The sequence below is a fragment of the Micromonospora sp. NPDC005173 genome (genome assembly GCF_040608515.1).
Lineage (GTDB): Bacteria > Actinomycetota > Actinomycetes > Mycobacteriales > Micromonosporaceae > Micromonospora.
The window spans coordinates 19,351-41,294 of sequence record NZ_JBEXIK010000034.1; the positions used below are offsets into that span (position 1 = coordinate 19,351).

Annotated in this window: 18 protein-coding genes; 4 read left to right on the top strand and 14 right to left on the bottom strand. The window is 73.2% G+C overall.

The annotated features are described in order from the left end of the window. Positions 1-39 precede the first annotated feature (39 nt). From egtC to ABZV00_RS27850, 5 genes are all read right to left on the bottom strand, one after another. The gene (gene egtC / locus ABZV00_RS27830; RefSeq protein WP_355611254.1) at positions 40-786 is read right to left on the bottom strand and encodes an ergothioneine biosynthesis protein EgtC; all 747 of its coding nucleotides are present in this window, start codon (positions 784-786) and stop codon (positions 40-42) included. Positions 787-826: 40 nt separating this feature from the next. Continuing rightward, positions 827-2,164, bottom strand: coding sequence for an ergothioneine biosynthesis protein EgtB (gene egtB / locus ABZV00_RS27835; RefSeq protein ID WP_355611257.1), 1,338 nt, complete (start codon positions 2,162-2,164; stop codon positions 827-829). Positions 2,165-2,220: 56 nt separating this feature from the next. Next, positions 2,221-3,456, bottom strand: a complete 1,236-nt coding sequence (gene egtA / locus ABZV00_RS27840) for an ergothioneine biosynthesis glutamate--cysteine ligase EgtA (RefSeq protein ID WP_355611260.1) — start codon at positions 3,454-3,456, stop codon at positions 2,221-2,223. A gap of 157 nt (positions 3,457-3,613) precedes the next feature. After that, positions 3,614-4,357, bottom strand: coding sequence for a hypothetical protein (locus ABZV00_RS27845; RefSeq protein WP_355611263.1), 744 nt, complete (start codon positions 4,355-4,357; stop codon positions 3,614-3,616). 16 nt (positions 4,358-4,373) lie between these two features. Then, on the bottom strand, positions 4,374-5,087 hold the full coding sequence (locus tag ABZV00_RS27850) for an RNA polymerase sigma factor (protein ID WP_355611266.1): 714 nt from the start codon (positions 5,085-5,087) through the stop codon (positions 4,374-4,376). 528 nt (positions 5,088-5,615) lie between these two features. Here ABZV00_RS27850 and ABZV00_RS27855 point away from each other — a divergent pair. Then, entirely contained in the window at positions 5,616-6,968 is a 1,353-nt protein-coding gene (locus tag ABZV00_RS27855; protein ID WP_355611269.1) for a protein kinase, read from the top strand. A 144-nt stretch (positions 6,969-7,112) separates the two neighbouring features. Next, positions 7,113-8,375, top strand: coding sequence for a nucleotide sugar dehydrogenase (locus tag ABZV00_RS27860; RefSeq protein WP_355611272.1), 1,263 nt, complete (start codon positions 7,113-7,115; stop codon positions 8,373-8,375). 83 nt (positions 8,376-8,458) lie between these two features. Here the strand turns inward: ABZV00_RS27860 and ABZV00_RS27865 are convergent, their stop codons facing one another. The 4 genes from ABZV00_RS27865 to ABZV00_RS27880 all read right to left on the bottom strand — a co-directional run bounded on the left by ABZV00_RS27865 (position 8,459) and on the right by ABZV00_RS27880 (position 13,775). Further along, positions 8,459-10,939 (bottom strand): ABC transporter permease, encoded by a 2,481-nt coding sequence (locus ABZV00_RS27865; RefSeq protein ID WP_355611275.1) that lies wholly within the window; start codon positions 10,937-10,939, stop codon positions 8,459-8,461. A gap of 226 nt (positions 10,940-11,165) precedes the next feature. After that, complete coding sequence (locus ABZV00_RS27870) at positions 11,166-11,831, bottom strand: response regulator transcription factor (RefSeq protein WP_355611278.1); 666 nt, start codon at positions 11,829-11,831, stop codon at positions 11,166-11,168. Continuing rightward, positions 11,828-13,039: a histidine kinase gene (locus ABZV00_RS27875; RefSeq protein ID WP_355611281.1), complete on the bottom strand. Its 1,212-nt coding sequence runs from the start codon at positions 13,037-13,039 to the stop codon at positions 11,828-11,830. The genes ABZV00_RS27870 and ABZV00_RS27875 overlap by 4 nt, the downstream gene beginning before the upstream one ends. 34 nt (positions 13,040-13,073) lie before the next feature. Continuing rightward, a complete protein-coding gene (locus ABZV00_RS27880) occupies positions 13,074-13,775 on the bottom strand; it encodes a DUF305 domain-containing protein (protein WP_355611284.1) in 702 nt (233 codons plus the stop codon). A gap of 138 nt (positions 13,776-13,913) precedes the next feature. Between ABZV00_RS27880 and ABZV00_RS27885 the strand changes: the two genes are divergently transcribed. Beyond that, complete coding sequence (locus ABZV00_RS27885) at positions 13,914-15,359, top strand: hypothetical protein (RefSeq protein ID WP_355611287.1); 1,446 nt, start codon at positions 13,914-13,916, stop codon at positions 15,357-15,359. 97 nt (positions 15,360-15,456) lie between these two features. On the opposite strand, the gene ABZV00_RS27890 is transcribed toward ABZV00_RS27885, so the two are convergent. Beyond that, a complete protein-coding gene (locus tag ABZV00_RS27890) occupies positions 15,457-16,455 on the bottom strand; it encodes a carcinine hydrolase/isopenicillin-N N-acyltransferase family protein (protein ID WP_355611290.1) in 999 nt (332 codons plus the stop codon). A gap of 181 nt (positions 16,456-16,636) precedes the next feature. Between ABZV00_RS27890 and ABZV00_RS27895 the strand changes: the two genes are divergently transcribed. After that, positions 16,637-17,875, top strand: coding sequence for an SLC13 family permease (locus tag ABZV00_RS27895; protein ID WP_355611293.1), 1,239 nt, complete (start codon positions 16,637-16,639; stop codon positions 17,873-17,875). Between the two features lie 40 nt (positions 17,876-17,915). Here ABZV00_RS27895 and ABZV00_RS27900 read toward each other — a convergent pair whose 3' ends face one another. The 4 genes from ABZV00_RS27900 to ABZV00_RS27915 form a co-directional block, all read right to left on the bottom strand. Continuing rightward, complete coding sequence (locus ABZV00_RS27900; RefSeq protein WP_355611296.1) at positions 17,916-18,392, bottom strand: DUF1203 domain-containing protein; 477 nt, start codon at positions 18,390-18,392, stop codon at positions 17,916-17,918. A 69-nt stretch (positions 18,393-18,461) separates the two neighbouring features. Beyond that, the gene (locus tag ABZV00_RS27905; RefSeq protein WP_355611299.1) at positions 18,462-19,292 is read right to left on the bottom strand and encodes a MerR family transcriptional regulator; all 831 of its coding nucleotides are present in this window, start codon (positions 19,290-19,292) and stop codon (positions 18,462-18,464) included. 77 nt (positions 19,293-19,369) lie between these two features. Continuing rightward, complete coding sequence (locus ABZV00_RS27910; protein ID WP_355611302.1) at positions 19,370-20,959, bottom strand: asparagine synthase-related protein; 1,590 nt, start codon at positions 20,957-20,959, stop codon at positions 19,370-19,372. Positions 20,960-20,963: 4 nt separating this feature from the next. Then, positions 20,964-21,932, bottom strand: a complete 969-nt coding sequence (locus ABZV00_RS27915; RefSeq protein ID WP_355611305.1) for a DUF5715 family protein — start codon at positions 21,930-21,932, stop codon at positions 20,964-20,966. Between the last annotated feature and the right edge of the window lie 12 nt (positions 21,933-21,944).

The following is a 21,944-nucleotide window of genomic DNA, read 5'->3' on the forward strand; positions in this document are numbered from 1 at the left end:
TCTCTGCTCGGTCAACCGTTGGGGCACGACCGGTGCGACTCACCGGGTCGGCAGCGGGCTCACCCGCACCTCGCTCGCGGTGGCGGTGACTAGGTGCCCCTCCGGCACCGGCCGCCACCCGGGGTCGTCGTCGTGCGGCTCCGAGGCGAGCAGCACGGTGCCCGCCGCCGCGCGCACCGACAGCGCGTGCCCGGCCACGCTGGCCACCGCTCGGTGCCCGTCGGTGAGCAGCAGGTTGAGCCGCGACCCGGGGGCCGCAGCGGCGACGTCGGCCACCGTCTGCGCGACCGCCTCGGCCGGGTCGACGCCGGCGCGCAGGCGCTGCCGGACCAACGCCCAGAGCAGCGCCGAGTCGGTGGCGGCGTCCAGGGTGAGCAGGTCGCGCACCGGCAGGCCGGCGGCGAGCGGCACCACGGCGTCCGGCCAGCCGCGCACCACCCCGTTGTGGCTGAACAGCCATCGCCCCTCGGCGAACGGCGCGGCAGCGCCGTCGAGCACCGCCATCCCGACGGTGGCCGAGCGGACCGCGGCGAGGACCGCGCCGGCGCGGGTCACCGCCGCGAGCTGGGCGATGGTCGGGTCGCTCCAGATCGGCTGGGCCCGCCGGTAGCGCACCGGCTCACCGTCACCCGGGTACCAGCCGACGCCGAACCCATCGGCGTTGATCGTGCCGCCGCCGCGCATGTCGCGGGGCGCCCAGGACTGCCGGACCAGTGAGTACGGGGGGTCGAACAGTAACTCGGCCAGGGTGACCGGCGGCCCCAGGTAGGCCAGGTGGCGACACATCAGCGCACCCCGCCCGCCGGCCCGCCGGTCGCGCGGCGGCTCACCGGTGCGACTCGTCCGGGTTGGCGTCGCGGGCGCAGCGGAAACCGCTGAAGATCTGCCGGCGGATCGGATAGTCCCAGTTGCGGAAGGTGCCCCGGCAGGCCGACCGGTCGGTGCCGAACGAGCCACCACGCACCACCCGGTAGTCGTCGCCGAAGAAGACCTCTGAGTATTCCCGGTAGGGGAACGCGGCGAAGCCGGGATGCCCGCCGAACGTCGTCGAGGTCCACTCCCAGACGTCACCGATGAGCTGATGCACGCCCAGCGGTGAGGCACCGGCCGGGTACGCGCCCACCGGGGCCGGCCGCAGGTGGCGTTGGTCGAGGTTGGCGTGCGTGTCGGTCGGGTCGTCGTCACCCCAGGGGTAGCGGCGGGACCGCCCCGTCGCCGGATCCCAGCGGGCCGCCTTCTCCCACTCCGCCTCGGTCGGTAACCGCTTGCCGGCCCACGCCGCGTACGCCTGCGCCTCGTACCAGCACACGTGCACCACCGGCTCGTCGGCGCGGACCCGGTCCCACCGGCCGAAGCGCCGGTACGACCAGCCGTCGCCATCGCGGCGCCAGTGCATCGGCGCGCTGAGCTGCTCCTGGAGTCGGTGCGCCCACCCTTCGGCGCTCCACCAGCGCGGGTCGGAGTAGCCGCCGTCGGCGATGAACCCCTCGTACTCGCCGTTGGTCACCGGGGTGGCGTCGATGACGTACGCGGGCAGGTCGACGCGATGCGCGGGGCGCTCGTTGTCCAGGGCCCACGGGTCGGTATCGGTGCCCATGGTGAAGGGACCGGCCGGCACCAGGACCTCCCCACCGACCCGGGCGGGCGGCTCCGGCGGCGGCGGGGCGTGCAGCACCGCCGGCCCCGAGCGCAGTTGGTGGGTGGCGAGCATCGTCTCGTCGTGCTGCTGCTCGTGCTGGACGATCATGCCGAAGGCGAACCCGTCGGCGACCAACGGCCGTTCGCTGAAGGTCACCGCGTCGAGCAGGTCGTGCACCTTGTCCCGGACGGTGCCCAGGTAGGCGCGTGCCTCGGCCGGTGGCAGCAGGGGCAGCGTGGGACGGTCCCGGCGCGGCTGCTTGAACGCGTCGTACAGCTCGTCGATGTCGCACCGGACCGGCTCGCGGCCCCCGACGTCGCGGACCAGCCAGAGCTCCTCCTGGTTGCCGACGTGGGCCAGGTCCCAGACCAGCGGCGACATCAGCGGCGAGTGCTGGCGCATCAGGTCAGCGTCGTCGACCACCTCGGTCAGCAGCGCCGTGCGGGAGCGGGCCCGCGCCAGCTCCGCCGCGATCCTGCCGCGCAGTTGCTCCCCGTCGGCGTGTCCGGTCGTGCTCGCGGTCACCGCGCCAACTTTCGTTCGCGACTGCGGGGCTCGCAACCCCGGCTCACTCCTCGCACTCACCGGTCTCCCCTTTCCGCGGCGGTCAACCGCCGCCGTACGCCTCGCTGGATCTCGTCGTGGATGCCGACCGGCAGGTCCAGCCGGGGCAGGGTGGTCAGGGCCAGGTCGAGCAGCGCCGCCGCGGCGACGGCCAGCGCCGGGTCGGCCAGGCCGTGCCGGGCCGCCGTGGACCAGCGGTGCGCCACCGGCGCGCCGATCGCGTACGCCGCGTGCACGGTGCCCGGATCGGCGAACAGGGCGGTCAGCACCGCCAGCGGGAGTCGCCAGTCCCGACCGGGCTGGGCGTCCAGGTAGCGCAGCTCCAGGTAGCCGCGCGGCCGCACCGGCGGAAAGAGGGTGCTGACGTGGTAGTCGAGGTCGTCGGTTGTGGGCGAGCGGGGCAACGCGCCGTCAAGCCAGTCGGCGAAGGTCACGCCGGGCGGCGCGGTCCAGTCCGAACCGTGCCGACGCAGGCAGAGCAGTGGCGCGGCGAGCACGTACCGGATCCAGGCGGCGGTCGGGTCCTCGTCTGGGCGGCCGGCCGCCCAGACGGGTCGGGTGCGGGCCGGGTCGATGGCCAACCAGGCGGCCATCCGGGCGGACGCCCAGCCGGTACGCCGACCGGCGTGCCGGGTGGCGGAGGCGAACGCGGCGAGCAGGGGCGGGCCGACCGCGTGGGCCGCGGCCCAGCGCGCCGCGACCTGGTCCGGCTCGCCGGCGTCGAGGCAGACCTGCAGGCCGGCGGTGCTGTACATCATGGTGCGGCCGGCCGGGCCACGCCGGTCGAAGGCGCCGCGCATCGCGCGATAACGGGGGGTGTCCACCACCGGGTGGGGCCGGCGGTGCGGGTCGATGCCACTGCGACCGAGAATCAGCCCGCCGGCGGCCAGCAGGTCGGTGACCTGGGCGATGTCGGCCTCGGTGGCCTGGATCAGCGCGGCGACCGAGGGGCGGGGTGGGGTGGAGATCTCCAACTGGCCGCCCGGCTCCAAGGTCACCGTGCCGCCGTAACGCAGCGGCTCGGCCGCGCTGGTGGCGTCCAGCGTGACGGGGCTGTGCCGCCCCAGAGCCGCCCGCAGCCGCGTCGGGTCGACGGGTCGGGCGGGATCGGCGGCGTCGTGCACGGTCCATTCCAGTTCGACGCCGGTGCGGGTGGGTGGGCCGGTCTTGAAGCAGATCCGGGCGAGGTGTCGGTTTGCGGCGGCGGACTCGTGCAGGATGGCGCTGCGGTCCAGCTCAGGTGACGTCACCACCGGTCGTGGCCCCCTCTCCGTGTGCCGGCTCCGGGACACTGTGCCACCGTAAACCCGCCCACCGACACCGTCGGGGCGTCGACGGCGCCACCAACCTCTGTCTAACAGACGAATTTCCCGGTGCAGGGCGGAACGAACCGCCCCGCCGGTCGGACGCTCACCGCTGGGCGGGCTCGCCGGTCGATGACGGCTTGACCTTCGGCGACGTGGTCGGCTCCGCCTCGGGCACCAGCCGCTGGCAGTACGCCTCGACCTCGCCAGCGCCGCCGGCGGCGGTCACCAGGTTCTGGAAGGCCGGCGTACGCAGCGCCTTCTCCCGCTGGTCGGGATTCTTGGCCAGCCAGGCGCGGCACAACCCCCGCAGCTGCCCGGCGGGCGCTTTGCCAGCGGCCGACGGGGTGCTGGAAGCGGATGGCGTGCCGGGCGGCGGCGCCACCGACCGGCTGGGCGCGGCGGTGCGATCACCGGACGCGGTCGGCTCGACGTCGGAAGGGCTGGGCGACGGGCTGCTCGGCGCCGGTAGCACCGGGTCCGGTGCCCGGTCCAGACGGACCGCGGCGAAGGCGGCGCCCGCGGTGGCGGTGGCCGCCACCGCTCCGATCCAGGCCACCACGCCGGTGGTCGCTCGGCGGCCGTGTGGCCGGCGGGCCACGGTCGGCGCCGGGTTGACCTGGGCGGCCCGGAACGCGGCCAGTGCGGCCTCCTCGCCGGTCAGCTCCCCGGGCCGGGACGGGCCGGCGGCCGCGGCGAGCAGTCGGGCCACCGGGTCGGCCGCCGTGCGGTCGGGGGTGGTCGCGCGGACCTGGGCCGACGCGGCGTCCGGGTCGGCGGCCTGGCCGGCGCGGGTCGCGTCGAGCAGTCGTTCGGTCTCGGCACGGTCGGCCCGCCGGTACGGGTTCATCCGGAATCCCCTCACGTCAGCCGTCCGCCGGCTCGGCGCGCGACGTCCGCCGGGATCGAGAGCCGCGTTGACGAGGCGGTGGCATCGCCTCGACACCGACCGGCGGCACCGTGCCCTCGGCGTCCACCGGCGGCACCGTGCCCTCGGCGTCCACCGGCCGCACCGTGCCCTCGTCACCGGGCGACGCCGCGACCAGGCCCTGCTGTTCCAGTAGGGCGGCGAGCCGCCGCAGACCCCGGTGGGCGGCGGTCCGGACGGCACCGGCCCGGCGGCCCAGTACCCGGCCGGCGGACTCCGCGTCCAGCCCGATCACGGCCCGCAGGAGAACCGCCTCGGCCTCCCGGGGAGGGAGGGTGGCGATCAGTGCCAGGGCGGCCTCGGTGCCGACCGTCTCGCCGGCCCGCTCGGCGGTGTCCGCGTCGTCGGCCAACTCGGCGAGCGCCTGCACCGGAACCGCCACCGATGGTCGGCGACGCAGCCGGCGCAGGTGGTCCATCGCACGGTTGCGGGCGATGGTCACGGTCCAGGCGCGGAACTCACCGCCGGTGAAGTTGGGCAGGTCGCGGGATATCTGCAGCCAGGTCTCCGATGCGACGTCCTCGGCGTCCGCGCCGACCAGGGCGGTCAGGTAGCGCAGCAGGCCGGGCTGGAGGCTGCGGTAGAGGAAGCGGAAAGCGTCCTCGTCTCCGGCCTGCGCCGCGGTGACCGCGTCCGACAACTCGCCGCTCATCCGGGGACCACGGATCGTCCGGGACATCCCGGCCCGATCCGCTGCGCCGGGGCGTTCCGGACGGCACGGACCGTCGGCCGGATCAGTTCCCGCACCGCACCGCCCTCCGCCGATTCTGATCGCGCCCGGGTCCGCGGTGGCCGGCGCTGGTGGTCTGGACCAGCGCCATGACGGTCGGTTGTCGACGCGCTGTCCCGGGCGGGCCTGAGCCGGGCTAACGCTAGGAGGGGGAGCAACGGGGCGACAAGCTGGCACCGTGTCACGGAAGAGTGACAATTATCAACCGGCTCGGGCGGCGCGTTGCCGTAACGCGCGGTGACCTACGGACGCTACGCGCGCCGCGGGAGGATTCTCCGGCGTTGTGAGCGAGCGTACGCCGCCGTGTGTCGGCTTTTGTCACACGGCGTCGCTGTCTCGTCACACACCGACCACGTCCACACAGGTCAGACCGGATGGACCGTCGGTATGGACCGCCCGGCCGAGCAACCGTGGCGCGCCGTTCAGCGCCACTCTGGGTACGGTAATGCTGTGTTGTCATCGGAGGTCGTGCTCAGCGGTAGATACCGCCTGGACGAACGTGTCGCCACCGGCGGCATGGGCGACGTCTGGCGTGGCACCGACCTGGTCCTCGGCCGGCAGGTCGCGGTCAAGGTCCTGCTGCCGGCGCTGGTCTCCGACCCCGACTTCATCGCCCGGTTCCGGGCCGAGGCGCGGATCATGGCGGCCCTGCGGCACCCGGGCATCGTGCAGGTCTACGACTGCGGCGAGGACGACCTGCCCGACGGCAGCCGGGCGGACTACCTGGTCATGGAGTTCGTGGACGGCGAGCCGCTGTCCAAGCGGATCGAGTCGGCCGGCCGACTCGACGTGACCGAGACGATGTCGATCGTGGCTCAGGCGGCCCGGGCGCTGAACGCGGCGCACCGCGGCGGCATCGTGCACCGCGACGTCAAGCCCAGCAACCTACTGGTTCACGAGGACGGCACCGTCGTCCTGGTGGACTTCGGGGTGGCCCGCTCCACCAACGTCACCAGCATCACCAGCACCAACGCGGTGCCGGGCACTGCCCTCTACATGGCGCCCGAGCAGGCCGCCGGCCGGCCGGTCAGCGGTGCCACCGACATCTACGCGCTCGGCGCGGTCGCGTACTGCTGCCTCACCGGCGGTCCGCCGTTCACCGGCGACAATCCGCTCCAGGTCGCCGTCCGGCACCTGGACGACGAGCCGCCGGAGCTGCCGCACGAGATTCCGGAGGCGGTCCGCGCTCTGGTGTCCCGGGCACTGGCCAAGGATCCGCTCGAGCGGTTCACCAGCGGCGCGGCGATGGCCGAGGCGGCCCGGACCGCGGTGACCGGTGGGGAGCCGCCCACCGCGATGGCGGCGTCGGTCCCGCTGCGCGACGCCGGGCCGGGCACCCGTACCGACGTGCCGGTCGGCGCGGCGGTCGCCCCGGCGGGCGGTCGACGCGGTCGACGGGGCGCGCTGGTCGGCGCGGCGGCGACCGTACTCGTGGCCGTGACCGCCCTGGTGACGGCGCTGGGCGCGGCGAAGAACGCGGACGCCCCGGCGGTCAAGCTGCCCACCACCTCGCCGACCGTGGCGCCGACCGACCAGGTTGACCTGCCGGCGGCGAACGAGCAGATCACGAATCCGGCCCGGCCGGACCGGCCGCACGCTCCCCAGAACACCCCGTCGGCCTCGGTGAGCGCGACGCCGAGCACACAGCCCAGCCAGACGGGTGGTCCGCCGTCGCCGACGGCGAGCGTCACCACCTCGCCCACGACCGACCCGACGACCGCTCCGACGACCAGCCCGCCGAGCGATCCGCCGCCGACCACCACGAGCCCGCCGGACGAGCCAGGGGTGCCGCCGGGCAGCTGAGCTGACCGGCGCTGGTCGTCCGCGGCCGGTGGGCAGCCCAGCGGTGACCCCACCAGCACCGGTATCACCAAAACGGACTTACGGCACCGAAGACCCCTCTAGGCTCTCAGCAGGTCATTTCCACCATCTGCCGCGGGAGCCCGGGTGAGTGCTGAGAAGCTGGTCGTGATCGGCCAGGGGTACGTCGGACTGCCGCTGGCCATGCGCGCCGTGGAGGCGGGGCTGGACGTCGTCGGCCTCGACGTCGACGCCTACCGGGTGAAGCGGCTCGCGTCCGGCGAATCGTTCGTCGAGGACATCCCGACCGACCGGCTGGGCCGGGCGCTGGGCAGTGGGCGGTACCACCCCAGCACCGAGTACACCGACGCCGAGGGCTTCGACATCTGCGTCATCACCGTCCCCACCCCACTGCGCGACGGAACCCCCGACCTGAGCTTCGTCGAGCAGGCCGGCGTCGGCATCGGCCCGTACGTGCGGCCGGGCAGCACGGTGATCCTGGAGTCGACCACCTACCCGGGCACCACGCAGGAGCTGCTGCGTCCGCTGCTGGAATCGGCCAGCGGGCTGCAGAGCCCCGGCGACTTCCACCTCGGCTACAGCCCGGAGCGGATCGACCCCGGCAACCCGACCTGGCGGCTGGAGAACACCCCGAAGGTGGTCTCGGGCGTGGATCAGGCGTCGCTGGCCCGGGTGGACGGGTTCTACCGGCGCCTCGTGGAGCGCACCGTGCCGGTCGACTCGACCCAGGTCGCCGAGCTGACCAAGCTGATCGAGAACACCTTCCGCCAGGTCAACATCGCGCTGATCAACGAGCTGACCATGCTCTCGCACCACCTGGACATCGACGTCTGGCAGGCGATCGACGCCGCCGAGACCAAGCCGTTCGGCTTCCTGCCGTTCCGCCCCGGCCCCGGCGTCGGCGGGCACTGCCTGCCGATCGACCCGTGCTACCTGTCCTGGCAGGTGAAGCGCCGCCTGGGCCGGCAGTTCCGGTTCATCGAGCTGGCCAACGACGTCAACCACGAGATGCCCGAGCACGTCACGCAGCGGATCATGGCAGGGCTGAACAGGGCCGGCCGCTCGGTCAGTGGTGCCCGGCTGCTGCTGCTCGGGCTGGCGTACAAGAAGAACACCGGCGACATGCGGGACTCCCCCGCGGTCGACGTGGCCCGCCGCTTGCAGGCCCTCGGTGCCCAGGTCCACGCGGTCGAGCCGTACGCCGAGGCGCACCAGATCCCCGCCGGGGTGACCGTGGTCGGGCTGACCGAGCGGGAGGTGCGGGCCGCCGACGCGGTGGTGGTGGTCACCGACCACGACAGCTTCGACTACGACCTGGTGGTCCGGCACGCCCGCTACATCTTCGACACCCGCAACCGGTGCTCCGGCTCGATGGTCGAGCTTCTGTAGGCCCGGCACTGCTGGCCGGTCCCGCCGCCGGGGAAGACGGCGGGGCCGGCCGGCGGCTGTCCGTCCGCGTCGCCGCCCGGTTGCTAGTCGCTGAGCGCCTCGACGACCGGCCGGGACAGCGCCCGGCGGGCCGGCAGCACCGAGGCGAGCAGGGCGGCCAGCACCGCGCCGCCGAGAATCAGCCCGAGTTGGCCGACCGGCAGCACCACGTGGAAGTCCCCGCCCAGGCGGGCCAGCAGGGCCATGGCGGCAGCGCTGACCCCGGTGCCCAACCCGACTCCGAGCACCGCGCCGACCAGCGCCACCAGCACCGCCTCCACGGCGAGCATGGCCCGCATCCGGCTCCGGGTCAGCCCGACCGCCCGCAGCACCGCGTTCTCCCGGGTGCGCTCCACCACCGACAGGCTCAGCGTGTTCGCCACGCCGAACAGGGCGATCACCACGGCCAGGCCGAGCAGCGCGGTGACGAAGGCCAGCAACATGTCCACGGTGCCGGTGAGCATCTTCTTGTACGCGCCCTGGTCCATCAGGTTCACCGTCGGGTAGCGGGCCAGCACCGCCTCGATCGCGTCCCGGGCCCGCTCCGCGCTCACTCCGGCCGCTGGGTCCGCCTCGGCCAGGAAGCCCCGCTGATCCGGAAAGAGCGCGGCGAAATCAGCGTCGGCCATCTCGATGACGTGCCCGGCGGGTGCACCACTGGCGGCCATGGCGGGCGTGTCGTCGGCGACCACCGCGACCACCCGGAACGGGCGCCCCCGGACGGTGACCGGGGAGCCGACCTGCCAACCGCGCGCCTGCGCGAGCTCCCGGTGCACCAGCACCTGACCCGGCCCGAGCCGGCCGACCTCGCCGGCCAGCACGCCGCTCAGCGTCCGGCCGACCAACGCCGGATGGGCGGCGCGGATCTCGATGTCGGCGGCGACCGTGCTGCGCTGCTCGTGCACCACACCCAGCTCGGGACGGGCCGCCAGCTCACCAGCGAGCGCGGCGGGGAGGTTCGAGCCGATTCCACTGACCACGAAGTCAGTCCCGATCTCGGCGTCCACACTGCGTTCGATGCCGTCCTTGGTGCTGCGTGCGCCGACCACGAACGCCGACACCAGCCCGATCCCGATCACCAGCGCGGTGGCAGTCGCGGCGACCCGACGGGGATTGCGGACCGCGTTGGCCACGGCCAGCCCGGCAGTCACCCCGACCAGACGGCGGACCGGCCAGCCGAACGCCCGGACCAGCGCGGGAACGAGAACCGGCCCGAACAGCACGATCCCGAAGAAGGCCAGCACCCCTCCGACAGCCACCAGCAGCACCTGACCGGCGCTCGCGGCGCCAGCCAGCGCGGCGACACCGGCGGCCAGCACCACCGCACCGAGGGTCAGCCGGAGCCGACCCGCGCCCCGGCTGGGCTGCACCGCGGCGTCGGTGAGCGCGGCCACCGGCGCGACCCGGGTCCCCCGCCAGGCCGGTAACAGGGCGGCGCCCACGGTGAGCAGGGTGCCCAGCAGCAGGCCGGTCAGTACGGTCGATCCGGTGACGGTCAGCCCGCCGGAGACCGGCACGTCCAGTCGGGACGTCAGCAGCCGAATTCCGCTGGCGAGCGCCACCCCGAGCAGCACCCCGACCCCGGAGGCGACCATCCCGATCACCGCCGACTCCAGCAAGGTGACCCGGAAGACCTGCCCTCGGGTCGCGCCGACCAGTCGCAGCAGCGCGGTCCGCCGGGTGCGCTGAGCCAGCACGATCGCGAAGGTGTTGGCGATCACGAAGCCCGCCACCACCACAGCGACCGCCGCGAAGATCATCAGCACCATGGTGAACTGGTCCAGGTCACGAACCGCCTCGTCGACGGCGTCGTCGAGGATCTGCTGGCGGCTCCGCACGCTGGTGTCGGCGCCGACGGCGGCGCGTACCCGGTCGGCCAGTGCGGTGGCGGAGGTGCCCGGCCGGGCCGCCACCATGATCCGGCCGTATCCGCGCTCGCCGGTGACCGCGAGCGCGTCCGGCCCGATCAGGCCGATGAACGGACCGCCGACGTCACGTGTGGTGCCAGCCACGTCGACGGTCCCGACCAGGGTGTACGGGCGGGCGGCGCCGCCGGTGCCGCCGATCTGGACCGGGGCGCCCAGGGCGAAGCCCTCCTCGGCCACCGTCGGCGCGTCGAGCACCACCTCTCCGGCGCGGTCGGGCAGTCGGCCGGCGACCACGTCGTACGAGCGCAGGGCGTCCTCGGTGGGAATGGCGACGAGCACGGTGAAGCCGAGCACCGGCCGACCGTCGGCGCCGACGATGCCGCCGGTGTTGGTCAGTTCACCGGCCGCGGCGGCCACCCCGTCGAGAGCACGGACCCGGTCGATCAGGTCGGTGGGCAGCGGTTTCGTTCCGGTCGGATAGACGCCGAGGTCGGTGTGTCGGTCGAAGGTGCTGGCCCGGTCGTACGCGCCGGCGCGCATCCCGTCGACGAAGATCAGAGTGCCGGCGATGAACGCGACACCGAGCACGACGGCCAGCGCGGAGAGCAGCATGCGCAGCGCCTCGGCGCGCAGCGAGCGCAGAGTCAGGCGGATCATCCCGTCACCGCCCCGCATTCCAGGTCACGGGTGGTGACCGCGACGCCGGTGCCGGCGTGGGTGGAAGGTGCGAGGGACACGTGGGCTCCCCGGTGGAGGTGCGGATCGGACCCCTCCGACGCTATGGCCGGCGCGGGTCGGTCGATCTCCACCTGCGCGCTCGACCTGTGTGCGTCCCGGGTCGCGGAGTGCCCGCCGGCCGGTACGACTCAGGTCGTACGGTGGGTCACCCGCCGGGCGTGACCAGCCCGCTCTCGTACGCCAGCACCACCGCCTGAACCCGGTCGCGCAGGTGGAGCTTTGCCAGGATCCGCCCGACGTGGGTCTTCACCGTCGCCTCGGCTACGTGCACCCGCGCGGCGATCTCCGCGTTGGACAGCCCCTGCGCGACCAGCAGCAGCACCTCGCGTTCCCGCTCGGTGAGCTGCGCCAGCCGGGGGTCGGCGGTCGGTCCGGCACCGAACTGGCCGGCGAACCGGTCCAGCAGCCGCCGCGTGATCGACGGCGCGACCACCGAATTGCCCTCGGCCACCACCCGGATCGCGGCCAGCAGCTCCTCCGGTGGGACGTTCTTGAGCAGGAAGCCGCTCGCCCCGGCCTGCAGCGCGGCGAACGCGTCCGCCTCGGTGTCGAAGGTGGTCAGCACCAACACCCGGGGCGGACCGGCCGGACGGTCGGCGCAGAGCCGCCGGGTCGCCTCGACCCCGTCCATGGTCGGCATCCGGATGTCCATCACCACCACGTCGGCCTCGGTGCGGGCGAGCACGCGCAGCGCGTCCGCCCCGTCGATGGCCTCCCCGACCACCTCCAGGTCGGGCTGGGAGTCCAGCACCATCCGGAACCCGGCGCGTACCAGCGCCTGGTCGTCCACGATCACCACCCGGATCGTCATGCCGCGATCACCTCCGTTGCGCTGTCCGACGGTAGCGGTAGCCGGGCCTCGAGCTGCCAGCCCCCGGCCAGCCGGGGACCGGCGGTGAGGCTGCCGTCGTACACCGTCACTCGCTCCCGCATGCCGAGCAGGCCGTGACCGCCGGACGGCGCCGGGCTGACCACGGGCCGGCCGCGACCGTCGTCGACCACCCGGACCACGACGGCGTCGGCGGCGTACGTCAGGGTCACCTCGACGCCGGCACCGACGCCGGCGTGCTTGAGCGCGTTGGTCAGCGCCTCCTGCACGACCCGGTAGACGGTCAGCTCCAGCCCCGGCGGCAGCGCCGGCGGCTCGCCGTCGACGGTGTGCCGGATGCGCAGCCCGGCGTCACGGAACCGGGCCAGCAGGTCGGGCAGCTCGGTCAGGGCCAGCCGGCGGTGCTCCGGGTCGGCGGCCACCACCGAACCGCTCGCGCCGGAGGGACCAGCGTCCCGCAGGACGCCGACCAGCCGGCGCATCTCCTCCAGGGCCTGCCGGCCGGTGTCCGCGACCACCTTCACCGCCGTCCGGGCCTGCTCGGGATCGCGGTCGAGCATGAAGCGCGCCCCGTCCGCCTGGACGATCATCACGGCCATGCTGTGCGCCACCACGTCGTGCAGCTCGCGGGCGATCCGGGTGCGTTCCTCGGCGACCGCCGCCCGCGACTCGGCCTCCCGTTCGCGTTCGAGGGTGCTGGCCCGCTCCTCCAGGCTGAGCACGTAGAGGCGGCGGGTTCGCACGTTCAGCGCGACCAGCCAGACCGCGCCGGTGACCAGCGCGTACCACAGCGCGGTCACCCAAAAGCTGATGACGCCGGGGGTCTGCGCGGCGGCGAGCAGCACGCCAATGGCGGCGACCGCGCCGGCGAGCACCCCGTCGCGCAGCCGCTGGCCGTACTTCACCACGCTGTAGAGCGCGATCAGGACGGCGACGTCGTAGGCGAGCGGACCCCACTGTGCGATCACCTGGACCAGGGCGAGTGCCGCGATCACCACGGTCACCGCGCTCGGGTACGAGCGGCGGAACAGCAAGGCCACCGCCATTCCCACGCCGACCAGGGTGGCCGCCCAGCCGCCCGGCTGGTTCACGGCCCCGGCCAGGCCGAGGAGCGCCACCGCTCCGGCGACGGCCACGTCGAAGGCGATGCCGCGCAGCGGGCGACCGAACATCGTGCGTCTCACGGTCACCCAGCGTACGTGCCGGATGGCCGAGCCCTCTCGCTCAGCCGGCGAGGACCTCGCGCATACGGTCGATCTCGACGGTCTGCTCGGTGGCGACCGAGTTGGCGAACTCGCTGAGTGTCAGGTCGGAGCCGACCTTGAGCAGGTTGGTGGCCATCTCGATGGCACCCTCGTGGTGTTCGGTCATCATCCGGACGAAGAGCCGGTCGAAGTCGGCACCGTGGGCGGCGGCCAGTTGCCGCATCGCCTCCGGTGACTGCATTCCGCGCATGCTGCCGTGGTCGTGCCCCGGGGCTTCCGCCGGGAGGCCACGGGTCTGCAGCCAGCCGCGCATCATGCCCATCTCCGGGCCCTGGCTGGCCCGGATCCGGTCGGCGAGGGCGCGGATGGTCGGGTTGGCGGCCCGGTCGGGCGCCAGCTGCGCCATCTCCAGGGCCTGCGCGTGGTGCGGGATCATCATCCGTACGAACCAGACGTCCAATGAGTTGTGCGGGGCGGGGCCGGCGTCGCGGACCTCGTGGGCCGCGCGGGTGGACGCCGACTCGCCCGGGCGGCCGGGCGCGATGACGGTCAGGTCGGTGGGAACGGGGCTGGCCGTCGGCGCGGTGGCGGTGGGCGCGGAGACCGGCTGCGCGGCGCGCGTCCCGGAGTCGTCCCCTGTGCGGACAACGACGAACGCCACCAGCGGCAACAGGAGCGCCAGTGTGACGATCGCCAGGGTCCGTGCGCGCCGACTGGTCATGGGCCACTCCCTGGGGTCGAGGTCATCGCGATGTTATCCATTGAGGAAGACGATAGGATGTGACCCAGGTCACATCGATGCTCTTCGTCGGACGGTAATGTGCCAACCATCGTCTCCCCCTTGCGAAGGGCCTCGCCGATGATCAGACTCCACATGCCACGGTTACGACAACTCCGGATCGTGGCCCTCGCCGCCACCGGCCTCCTCGTCGCCAGCGTCCTCGTCGCCCCGGCAAGCAACGCGCAGGTCGTGACGCAGTCGGCCCCGGTGGCCGCCGCTGCGAACACGATCCCCGGCGTCGACGAGATCGTGAGCAGCCCCAACCTCCGCCAGATCGCCAACGTCCCCAAGGTCGCACCGCTGGACGCGACCAACAGCGACATCGCCTTCCAGGGCAAGTACGCCTTCGCCGGCAACTACAACGGCTTCGTCATCTACGACATCTCGCGGCCCAACGCGCCGACGGTCAAGTCCCGCGTGCTCTGCCCGGGGTCGCAGAACGACATCTCCATCCACGGCGACCTGCTCTTCCTCTCCACCGACTCGTCCCGCAGCGACGACTCCTGCAACAGCACCGCGCAGGGGGCGAACGTGAAGGAGTCCTGGGAGGGCATCAAGGTCTTCGACATCAAGGACAAGGCCAACCCGCGCTACATCAAGTCCGTCGAGACCGCCTGCGGCTCGCACACCCACACCCTGGTGCCGGGCAAGGACCGCAAGGCGATCTACCTGTACGTCTCGTCGTACAGCCCGCGGGCTGAGTTCCCCGACTGCCAGCCGCCGCACGACTCCATCTCCATCATCAAGGTGCCGCTGAAGAAGCCCACCGACGCGGCCGTGGTCTCGACGCCGAACCTCTTCCCGGATGGCGGTTTCCCGGGCAGCGGGACCGGCTCGGCGACCACCGGTTGCCACGACATCACCGCCTACCCGGAGAAGGACCTGGCCGCCGGCGCCTGCATGGGTGACGGCATCCTGCTGGACATCCGCAACCGCGAGGCGCCCCGGGTGATCAACCGAGTACGGGACACGACCAACTTCGCGTTCTGGCACTCGGCCACGTTCAACAACTCCGGCACCAAGGTGATCTTCACCGACGAGCTGGGTGGCGGTGGCGCGGCGACCTGCAACGAGGCCATCGGCCCGAACCGTGGCGCGGACGCCATCTACGACATCACCGGTCGCGGTGACGCCCGGACGATGAACTTCCGCAGCTACTACAAGATCCCCCGCAACAACGCGGACACCGAGAACTGCGTGGCGCACAACGGCTCGCTGATCCCGGTGCTCGGGCGGGACATCATGGTCCAGGCGTGGTACCAGGGCGGCATCTCGGTCTGGGACTTCACCGACTCGGCCAACCCGAAGGAGATCGCCTTCTGGGAGCGCGGTCCGCTCTCGGCCGACACGTTCGTCGGCGGTGGCACCTGGTCCGCGTACTACTACAACGGACACATCTACTCCAACGACATGGTGAAGGGCCTCGACGTCCTGGAGCTGAACGACTGGCGCACCTGGACGGCGAAGCTGGTCAAGTACAAGGAGCTCAACGTGCAGACCCAGCCCAGCTACCTGAGCTGGTAGGCACCGAGCACTGATCTGGTAGGCACCGCGCACGACGCCGGGCCCGGTCCCCGATTTCGGGGGCCGGGCCCGGCCACGTTCCAGCGGGTACGGCGAATCAGCTCATCGGCAGCTGGTAGCGCCGCTCGCCGCCGCCGGTGGCGGTGACCAGCCGGACCTCGCCGCTGCGCAGGCCGTACGTCACCGACCAGCGGGTGTGCCCCTGCCGGACGGAGGCGAGCACCCGGTGCGCTGCGGTGGCGTCCAGCACCCCGCCGGCCTGGCTCAGCGCGGCGGCGATCTGCCCGTACCGGTGGTCCTCGCGGCGCCGCTGCTCGGAGACCCCGGCGACCGGCACGTTGGTCAGCGCCTGCCAGCCGCCCGTGCCCCGCTCCACCCGCAGCTCACCGTCGACGAACTCGATCACCGCCGACGCACCGGTCGCGTCGGCCAGCAGGTAGTGCAGCGCCGGGCCGCCGTCGAAGTCGAGGTTGTGCCGGCTGAACACGGCCACCGCCTCGTCGACCGTGGCGGCCCGGTCCAGCACCAGCCGCAGGATCCGCACCGAGCCGACGGTGGGCTTGCCCGGGTCGGCGCGGACCGTTGCCGCGTCGTCCGCGGCCAGCCCCACCGCGAGGCCCCGCTCGTTCATCCCGTCGAACGGCAGCAGCGGCGCGTCGAGCAGCCGACGGTCACCGGTCGGGTCCGCGCCGACCCCGAGGTAGGAGATGTCGACCAGCGAGATGGCCGCGTAGCCGTCCGGCGGATCGGTCCGCAACACGAGCGCCGGGTTGGCATCCCAGTCGAAGTTGCGGGCGAACAACGGTCGGGCCGGGTCGCCCGCGGCGACGAACAACGAGCAGCCGAACGGGCTGGACGGGGTCGCGTCGGTGCCCGCCGTCCGGTCGTACGCCCCGACGTAGGTCATCTCGTACAGCGGTAGGTCGTCCACCCGGCGCAGACTGGCCATGGTCCGCTCGACCTGGGCCGCGTCCTGTCGCGAGGCGTTCGGCATGTCGTCCGGCACCGAGTTGGGCGCACCACTGGGCCCAGCCGTGGTGCAGGAGGTCAGGGCAAGCAGTAGGGCCATCGTGGCGGCCGGCAGGGTCCTCCGCATATCCGTTGGACGCTATGGGACCGATCGACGGTTGTCCACCGCACCGGTGCGGTCTGTCGGGTTCCCCGCACCGGGCCACCCCGACGGGCCGGAAGGGCGCCGACCCCGCGCTGGTGGGGCTGGTCACCACCACGGGTCCAGCGCGGGCGGCGGGCCGGACATCATGCGAACGTGGTCCGACGTGAAGCTTGCCGCCACCGCCGCCGCCGACGCGCCACCCGCCCCGCCCGAGCCGACCGCGCGCTGGCGTCCCCACCCGCTCGACCTGGTGGCGGTCTTCCTCGCGGTGGCCGGGGCGGCCTGCGCGGTGAGCGGGCTGCTGCCCCGTGCCGAGACCAGCGACACCCTGCACCGGATCCTGCCGCTGCTGCTGTTCCTCGGCACCGTGATCGTGCTGGCCGAGCTGACCGCCGTGGCCGGGGTCTTCGACGTGCTGGCTAGCCGGCTGGCCATCGCCTCCCGGGGCAGTTGGGCGGCCCTGTTCCTGCTCTGCGGCGGCCTCGCCACGCTGACCACCCTCGTGCTCAACCTCGACACCACCGCTGTGCTGCTCACCCCGGTGCTGCTCGCGCTGGCCCGCAGCCTGCGCGTCCCGGCCGGCCCGCTCGCGGTCACCACGGTCTGGCTGGCCAACACCGCCAGCCTGCTGCTGCCGGTGTCCAACCTGACCAACCTGCTGGCCGCCGACCGGGTCGGTCTGGCACCTCTGGCGTACGCGGCCCGGATGGCGCTGCCACAGCTCGCCGCCGTGGCGGTCACCATGGTGCTGCTCTGGTACGCCTGGTGGCGGCGGGACCGGCCGGCCGGCGGACGCTTCGTTCCGCCGGCCCGCCACGTGCCCGCCGATCCGGTGCTGCACCGCACCGCGCTGGCCGGTTGTCTGCTCTTCGTCGCCGGCATCGTCGCCGGAGTGGAGATCGGCGTCGCCTCCACCGTCGCGGTCGCGCTGGTGCTGCTCGGCTTCGTCGTCCGCTCCCCCGCCACGCTGCGCCCAGGTCTGGTGCCGTTGCGGCTGCTGCTCTTCGTCACCGGCCTGTTCCTGGTGGTGCAGACCCTCGGCCGGTACGGGCTGGACGACCTGGTCGCCGGTCTGCTCGGCGCCGACGTCGGTGCCGCCGGGGCGCTGCGCGCCGGCGGGACGGGCGCCCTGCTGGCCAACGGGGTGAACAACCTGCCGGCTTACCTGGCCGGCGAGTCGGTGCTGCCGATCGGCGACGAGACCCGTCTGCTGGCCCTGCTGATCGGTGCCAACGTCGGCCCACAGGCCGCCCCCTGGGCGTCGCTGGCCACCCTGCTGTGGTTCGAGCGGTGCCGGGCGGCCGGGGTGGCGGTGCCGGTGACCCGGTTCGTGCTGACCAGCATCCTGCTCGCGGTCACCGGCACGCTCGCCGCGGTCGGCGCGCTGCTGCTGGTGAGCTGAGCACCGACCGCCCGACCGATCGCGCTGCCTCCGGCCGGCGTCACCCGGCGGCCCGCTCCACGGCGAACATGAAGCAGCCGTACACCACGTTGCGGCTGTGCAGCTGGTGCACCGCCGGGTCGGCGAACAGCTCGGCGATCACCGCCTCGGGGTCCGTGCCGTCGTGCAGCCGACCGCCGTGGATCCGGCCCTGCCGGTCGTACGCCCGCAGGACCTGGGGTCGCCCCCGCCAGGCCGGCGGGTGGCTGTCCGCGGAGTCCGGGCCCGGGCAGGCGGTGGCGTGCGCGAAGACCGGGCCGATTTCCCGGTACGGGCCGGCGGCGCCCGGCGGCGGGTAGCCGAAGAGCAGCAGCGCCTCCCCCTCCTCGGCATCGCGCAGGCAGCAGCGCAGCGGTTCTCCGCCACCGGCCAGGCGCGCCTCGACGGGTTGGTCGGCGGCGTCGCGGCCGGTGAGGCGGACGGTATCGAGCGCCGCGGCCGGCAGGGCGTGGACGTGGAACGTGGTGCTGTTCGTCATCCATCCAGCCTGGCCCGGCGACGGCGCGGATGCTGGCGGCGATCGGACCTGGCGCTGGGCGGTCCCCGCTCAGTCCCGGTACACGGCGAGCTGGAGTTCGGTCACGCCCTTCTCCGGGGTGTCCTGGCAGTAGTCCAGGTACACCTCGCGGGCGAAGCCGTCGGTGCGGTAGCCGTTCTCCTCGATCCACCGGGCGAGCGTCTGCGTGCTCTGTTCGACATCGTCCATCGCGCCGTGGTGGATGATCGTCGCGGCGGTGGCCACCGCGGGCAGGTCGACCACGGTGACCTCCCCGTCTGTTGACGCCTCGACCGCGACGGTGACCCCGGCGTGCACGACGACCGCCTCGCCGCCGGCCGCCGTGGCCGGCTCGTACCAGGCGATGGCGGGCCCGGCCGGGTGGATGCCGGCGGCGTCCAGGCGGCGGAACAGCTCCGGGTAGAGCGGCTGGATCACCGGGCCGATGTCCTCGGTCTGGTAGTTGGGCGCGACGGCGGTCAGCTCCGCGACGCGGACCGCCGTGATCTCCTTGAGTACGACGTCGTGGGTTGTGATCGTTCCCTCCGACTCGATCGTCCGGAGCCTCGCCTCGACGGCCGCCAACCGGGCGGTGTCCGCCGCCAGGCGGGCCGCCAGCTCGGAGCGGCGCAGCCGCAGCATCCCGCGCAGCTCGGCGACGTCGACGGCGTCGTCGAGGATCGCCCGCACCTGATCGAGGGTGAGGCCCAGATCCTTGAGGGCGATCACCCGGTTGAGCCGGCGTAGCTGGTCCGCGCGGTAGAACCGGTAACCGGTGTGCGGGTCGACGCTGGCCGGGCGGAGCAGCCCGATGCTGTCGTAGTGGCGCAGCATCCGGACCGACACCCGGCCGAGTCTGGCGAAGTCTCCGATGGTGAACATGGTCCCCCCACGCTCGTCCCTGACACCGTGTCAGAGTCAAGCGGCCCGTACCTGCCGGCGGTGCGGCGGGGCACCGCTCAGCGGCGGGCCGGACGGGGGCCGACCAGCCGGCGGACCACCGGCGCGGCGTTCCACTTCGCCGCCCCGACCAGATCGCGGGCATGCTCCAGCACCGTGTAGTCCGGCCGGGTCAGCCCGTCGGCGATGGCCCGGTCCAGGTCGTTGCCGCACCGGGTCAGCACGGTGTCGAAGTCGCGACGGACCGGCTCCAGCAGGTCGTAGCCGAACGAGCGGTGCAGCCGGGCGAAGAGCGGCTTGTACAGCCGGACCCGCTCGTGCAAACCCGAGGAGTACGACATCGGGTTCTTCGGCCGACGCCGGATGTAGTCCGGCAGCACGTCGGCGAAAGCCCGCCGGACGATCCACTTGTCCTGCCCGTCGCGCAGCTTCAGCTCCAGCGGCAGCCGCATCGCCAGCTCCACCACGCTGAGGTCGAGGAACGGCACCCGGGCCTCCACCCCGTGGCCCATGGCGGCCCGGTCGACCCGCTGCAACTCGGTGCGGCACAGGTTGCGGATGCGGTGCAGGAAGAGCCGACGGGACGCGGTCGGCCCGACCTGGTGGTACATCGGGTACCCGCCGAACAGCTCGTCGGAGCCGTCGCCGGTGAGGACCACCTTGACCCCCAGGTCACGCAGTCGCCGGAAGATCGGCACCGAGATCACCGCGTTGATGATGTCGCCGTACTCGGTCAGCTCGGAGATCCGGATCGCCTCGCGCACGTGGGCGAGCCGGATGTCGCGTGGGCGCAGCTCGATCACCTCGTGCGGCACGACGAGGTCGGCGGCAAGCCGCCGGGCGTACGTCACGTCGGGGCTGTCCGGGACGCCGACGGTCACCGCGACGCAGTCCGGGTGCATGTCCCGCACCTGCCGCAGCGTCAACGAGCTGTCCAGGCCGCCGGAGAGCACCACCCCGACGGTGAGGTCGGTGTCCACCCGCATCCGGATCGCATCGGTCAGCGCGGCACGGACGAGCAGGGCGGCCTCGTCCGGGTCGTCGATGACCGGCAGCCCGTCGCCGATGGTGAGCAGGTCGACGAACGGGTGCAGCCGTACGTGCCCGTCCGAATCCGCCCAGCCGTGGTGCCCGGGTGGCACCTCGTTGACCGGGACGCCGTGCCCGACCAACGCCTTGACCTCGGAGGCGAGGTGCAGGCAGCCGGGTCGGCGGGACCAGTACAGCGGCTTCACCCCGAGCGGGTCGCGGGCCACGTACGCGCGCCGGGTGGCACGCTCGACGACCGCGAAGGCGTACTCGCCGCGCAGCCGGGTCACCGCCGCCTCGCCCCACTGCTGGAACGCGGCGAGCAGCACCTCGGTGTCACCCTCGGTGCGGAACACCTGCCCGAGCCGGGTCAGCTGTGCGCGCAGCTCCCGGTGGTTGAAGATCTCGCCGTTGAAGCAGAGCAGCCAGCGCTCGTCGTTCGACGTCCACGGCTGCACCGCCCGGTCCCGGTCCACCACCCGCAGCCGGCGGGTGCCGGCGAGCAGCCCGTTCTCGGACCGGGTCTCGGTGACCTCACCGCGGGAGGCGAGGACGGCGAGCATCCGCCGGAAGGTCGTCGGGTCGGCCTCGGGGCCGATGCTCAGCGCGATACCGCACATCGACTCAGACCCCCATCTCGGACTCGTACGCCCGGCGCAGCCGGCGCCCGGCGGTGGGCGCGAGACAGAGGTGCCAGGCCTGTCCCTCGTCGATCACGTTGAGCTCGCCGGCCTCCTGCCGGGCCAGCAGCAGCTCCGCCAGCGTGTCCCGCGCGCCGAAGCGCTCGTACCAGGCGAGTTCGACGTCCATCGAGTAGCCGAGGCAGTGCCCACTGGGCAGCATCGCGGCGTAGCCCAGCCGACGCAGCCGGTACTGGTGCTCGGTGCTGCGGACCAGGCTGGTCACCCAGAGTGGCGGGGTGACCGGCGGCGCGGCTGCGGTGAACTCCCGTCCGATGTCGTTGAGCAGCGCCACCACCTCCCGCCGGGCCCGCCGGAACAGCAGCCCGGCGGTGCGTGGGGTGGCATCCGGCCGCAGCCGGCGACGTATCCCGCGCGCCGCCCGGCCCAGCACGGTGGAGGGCTGCTCCTGGTAGCGGAAGCGCAGCAGGTCACGGCGGCGCAGCCATTCCAGGTCGACGAGGTCGTTGCTGCCGTTGACCTGGTCGTCGGTGACGAAGGTGGGAGCGTCCTGCCACCACAGCACGTCGATGCGGGAGAGCAGGTAGATCCGGACCAGCGCGGTGAGGTCCCGCGCCGAGGTGCGCTCGTTCGGCTGGTAGCGGGCCATCTCCAGCAGCAGCGTCTCGCGCGCTCCGATCAGACCCTGCGGCGTGGCGTCGAGCACCGCGGCGAGCGCCGGTTCGCGCAGCCGCTCATCGATGAGCACCTGTCGGGCGCGGGTGCTGGTCGCGTCGGCCAGGGCGCCCACCTCGACCAGCAGTTCCGCGACGGCCGCCCGGTAGGCGGCCAGATCCGGGTCGGTGGCGGGAAGGCGGCGAGGGGTGGTGCCGGACGGCCGGCGATGGGCCGGGGCGGAGGGCGATACGGGCGGGCCGGGCTGCTGTCCGGGGCTACGGCTGGGCACTCGCATGACGGGGGTCCC

Excerpts from the sequence above, each read along its gene's own strand:
- ABZV00_RS27910 (WP_355611302.1), bottom strand. The coding sequence starts at position 20,959 with ATGTGCGGTATCGCGCTGAGCATCGGCCCCGAGGCCGACCCGACGACC.
- ABZV00_RS27850 (WP_355611266.1), bottom strand. The coding sequence starts at position 5,087 with ATGAGCGGCGAGTTGTCGGACGCGGTCACCGCGGCGCAGGCCGGAGAC.
- ABZV00_RS27885 (WP_355611287.1), top strand. The coding sequence starts at position 13,914 with ATGATCAGACTCCACATGCCACGGTTACGACAACTCCGGATCGTGGCC.
- ABZV00_RS27870 (WP_355611278.1), bottom strand. The coding sequence starts at position 11,831 with ATGACGATCCGGGTGGTGATCGTGGACGACCAGGCGCTGGTACGCGCC.
- ABZV00_RS27900 (WP_355611296.1), bottom strand. The coding sequence starts at position 18,392 with ATGACGAACAGCACCACGTTCCACGTCCACGCCCTGCCGGCCGCGGCG.
- ABZV00_RS27880 (WP_355611284.1), bottom strand. The coding sequence starts at position 13,775 with ATGACCAGTCGGCGCGCACGGACCCTGGCGATCGTCACACTGGCGCTC.
- ABZV00_RS27890 (WP_355611290.1), bottom strand. The coding sequence starts at position 16,455 with ATGCGGAGGACCCTGCCGGCCGCCACGATGGCCCTACTGCTTGCCCTG.
- ABZV00_RS27905 (WP_355611299.1), bottom strand. The coding sequence starts at position 19,292 with ATGTTCACCATCGGAGACTTCGCCAGACTCGGCCGGGTGTCGGTCCGG.
- ABZV00_RS27865 (WP_355611275.1), bottom strand. The coding sequence starts at position 10,939 with ATGATCCGCCTGACTCTGCGCTCGCTGCGCGCCGAGGCGCTGCGCATG.
- ABZV00_RS27915 (WP_355611305.1), bottom strand. The coding sequence starts at position 21,932 with ATGCGAGTGCCCAGCCGTAGCCCCGGACAGCAGCCCGGCCCGCCCGTA.
- ABZV00_RS27845 (WP_355611263.1), bottom strand. The coding sequence starts at position 4,357 with ATGAACCCGTACCGGCGGGCCGACCGTGCCGAGACCGAACGACTGCTC.
- egtC (WP_355611254.1), bottom strand. The coding sequence starts at position 786 with ATGTGTCGCCACCTGGCCTACCTGGGGCCGCCGGTCACCCTGGCCGAG.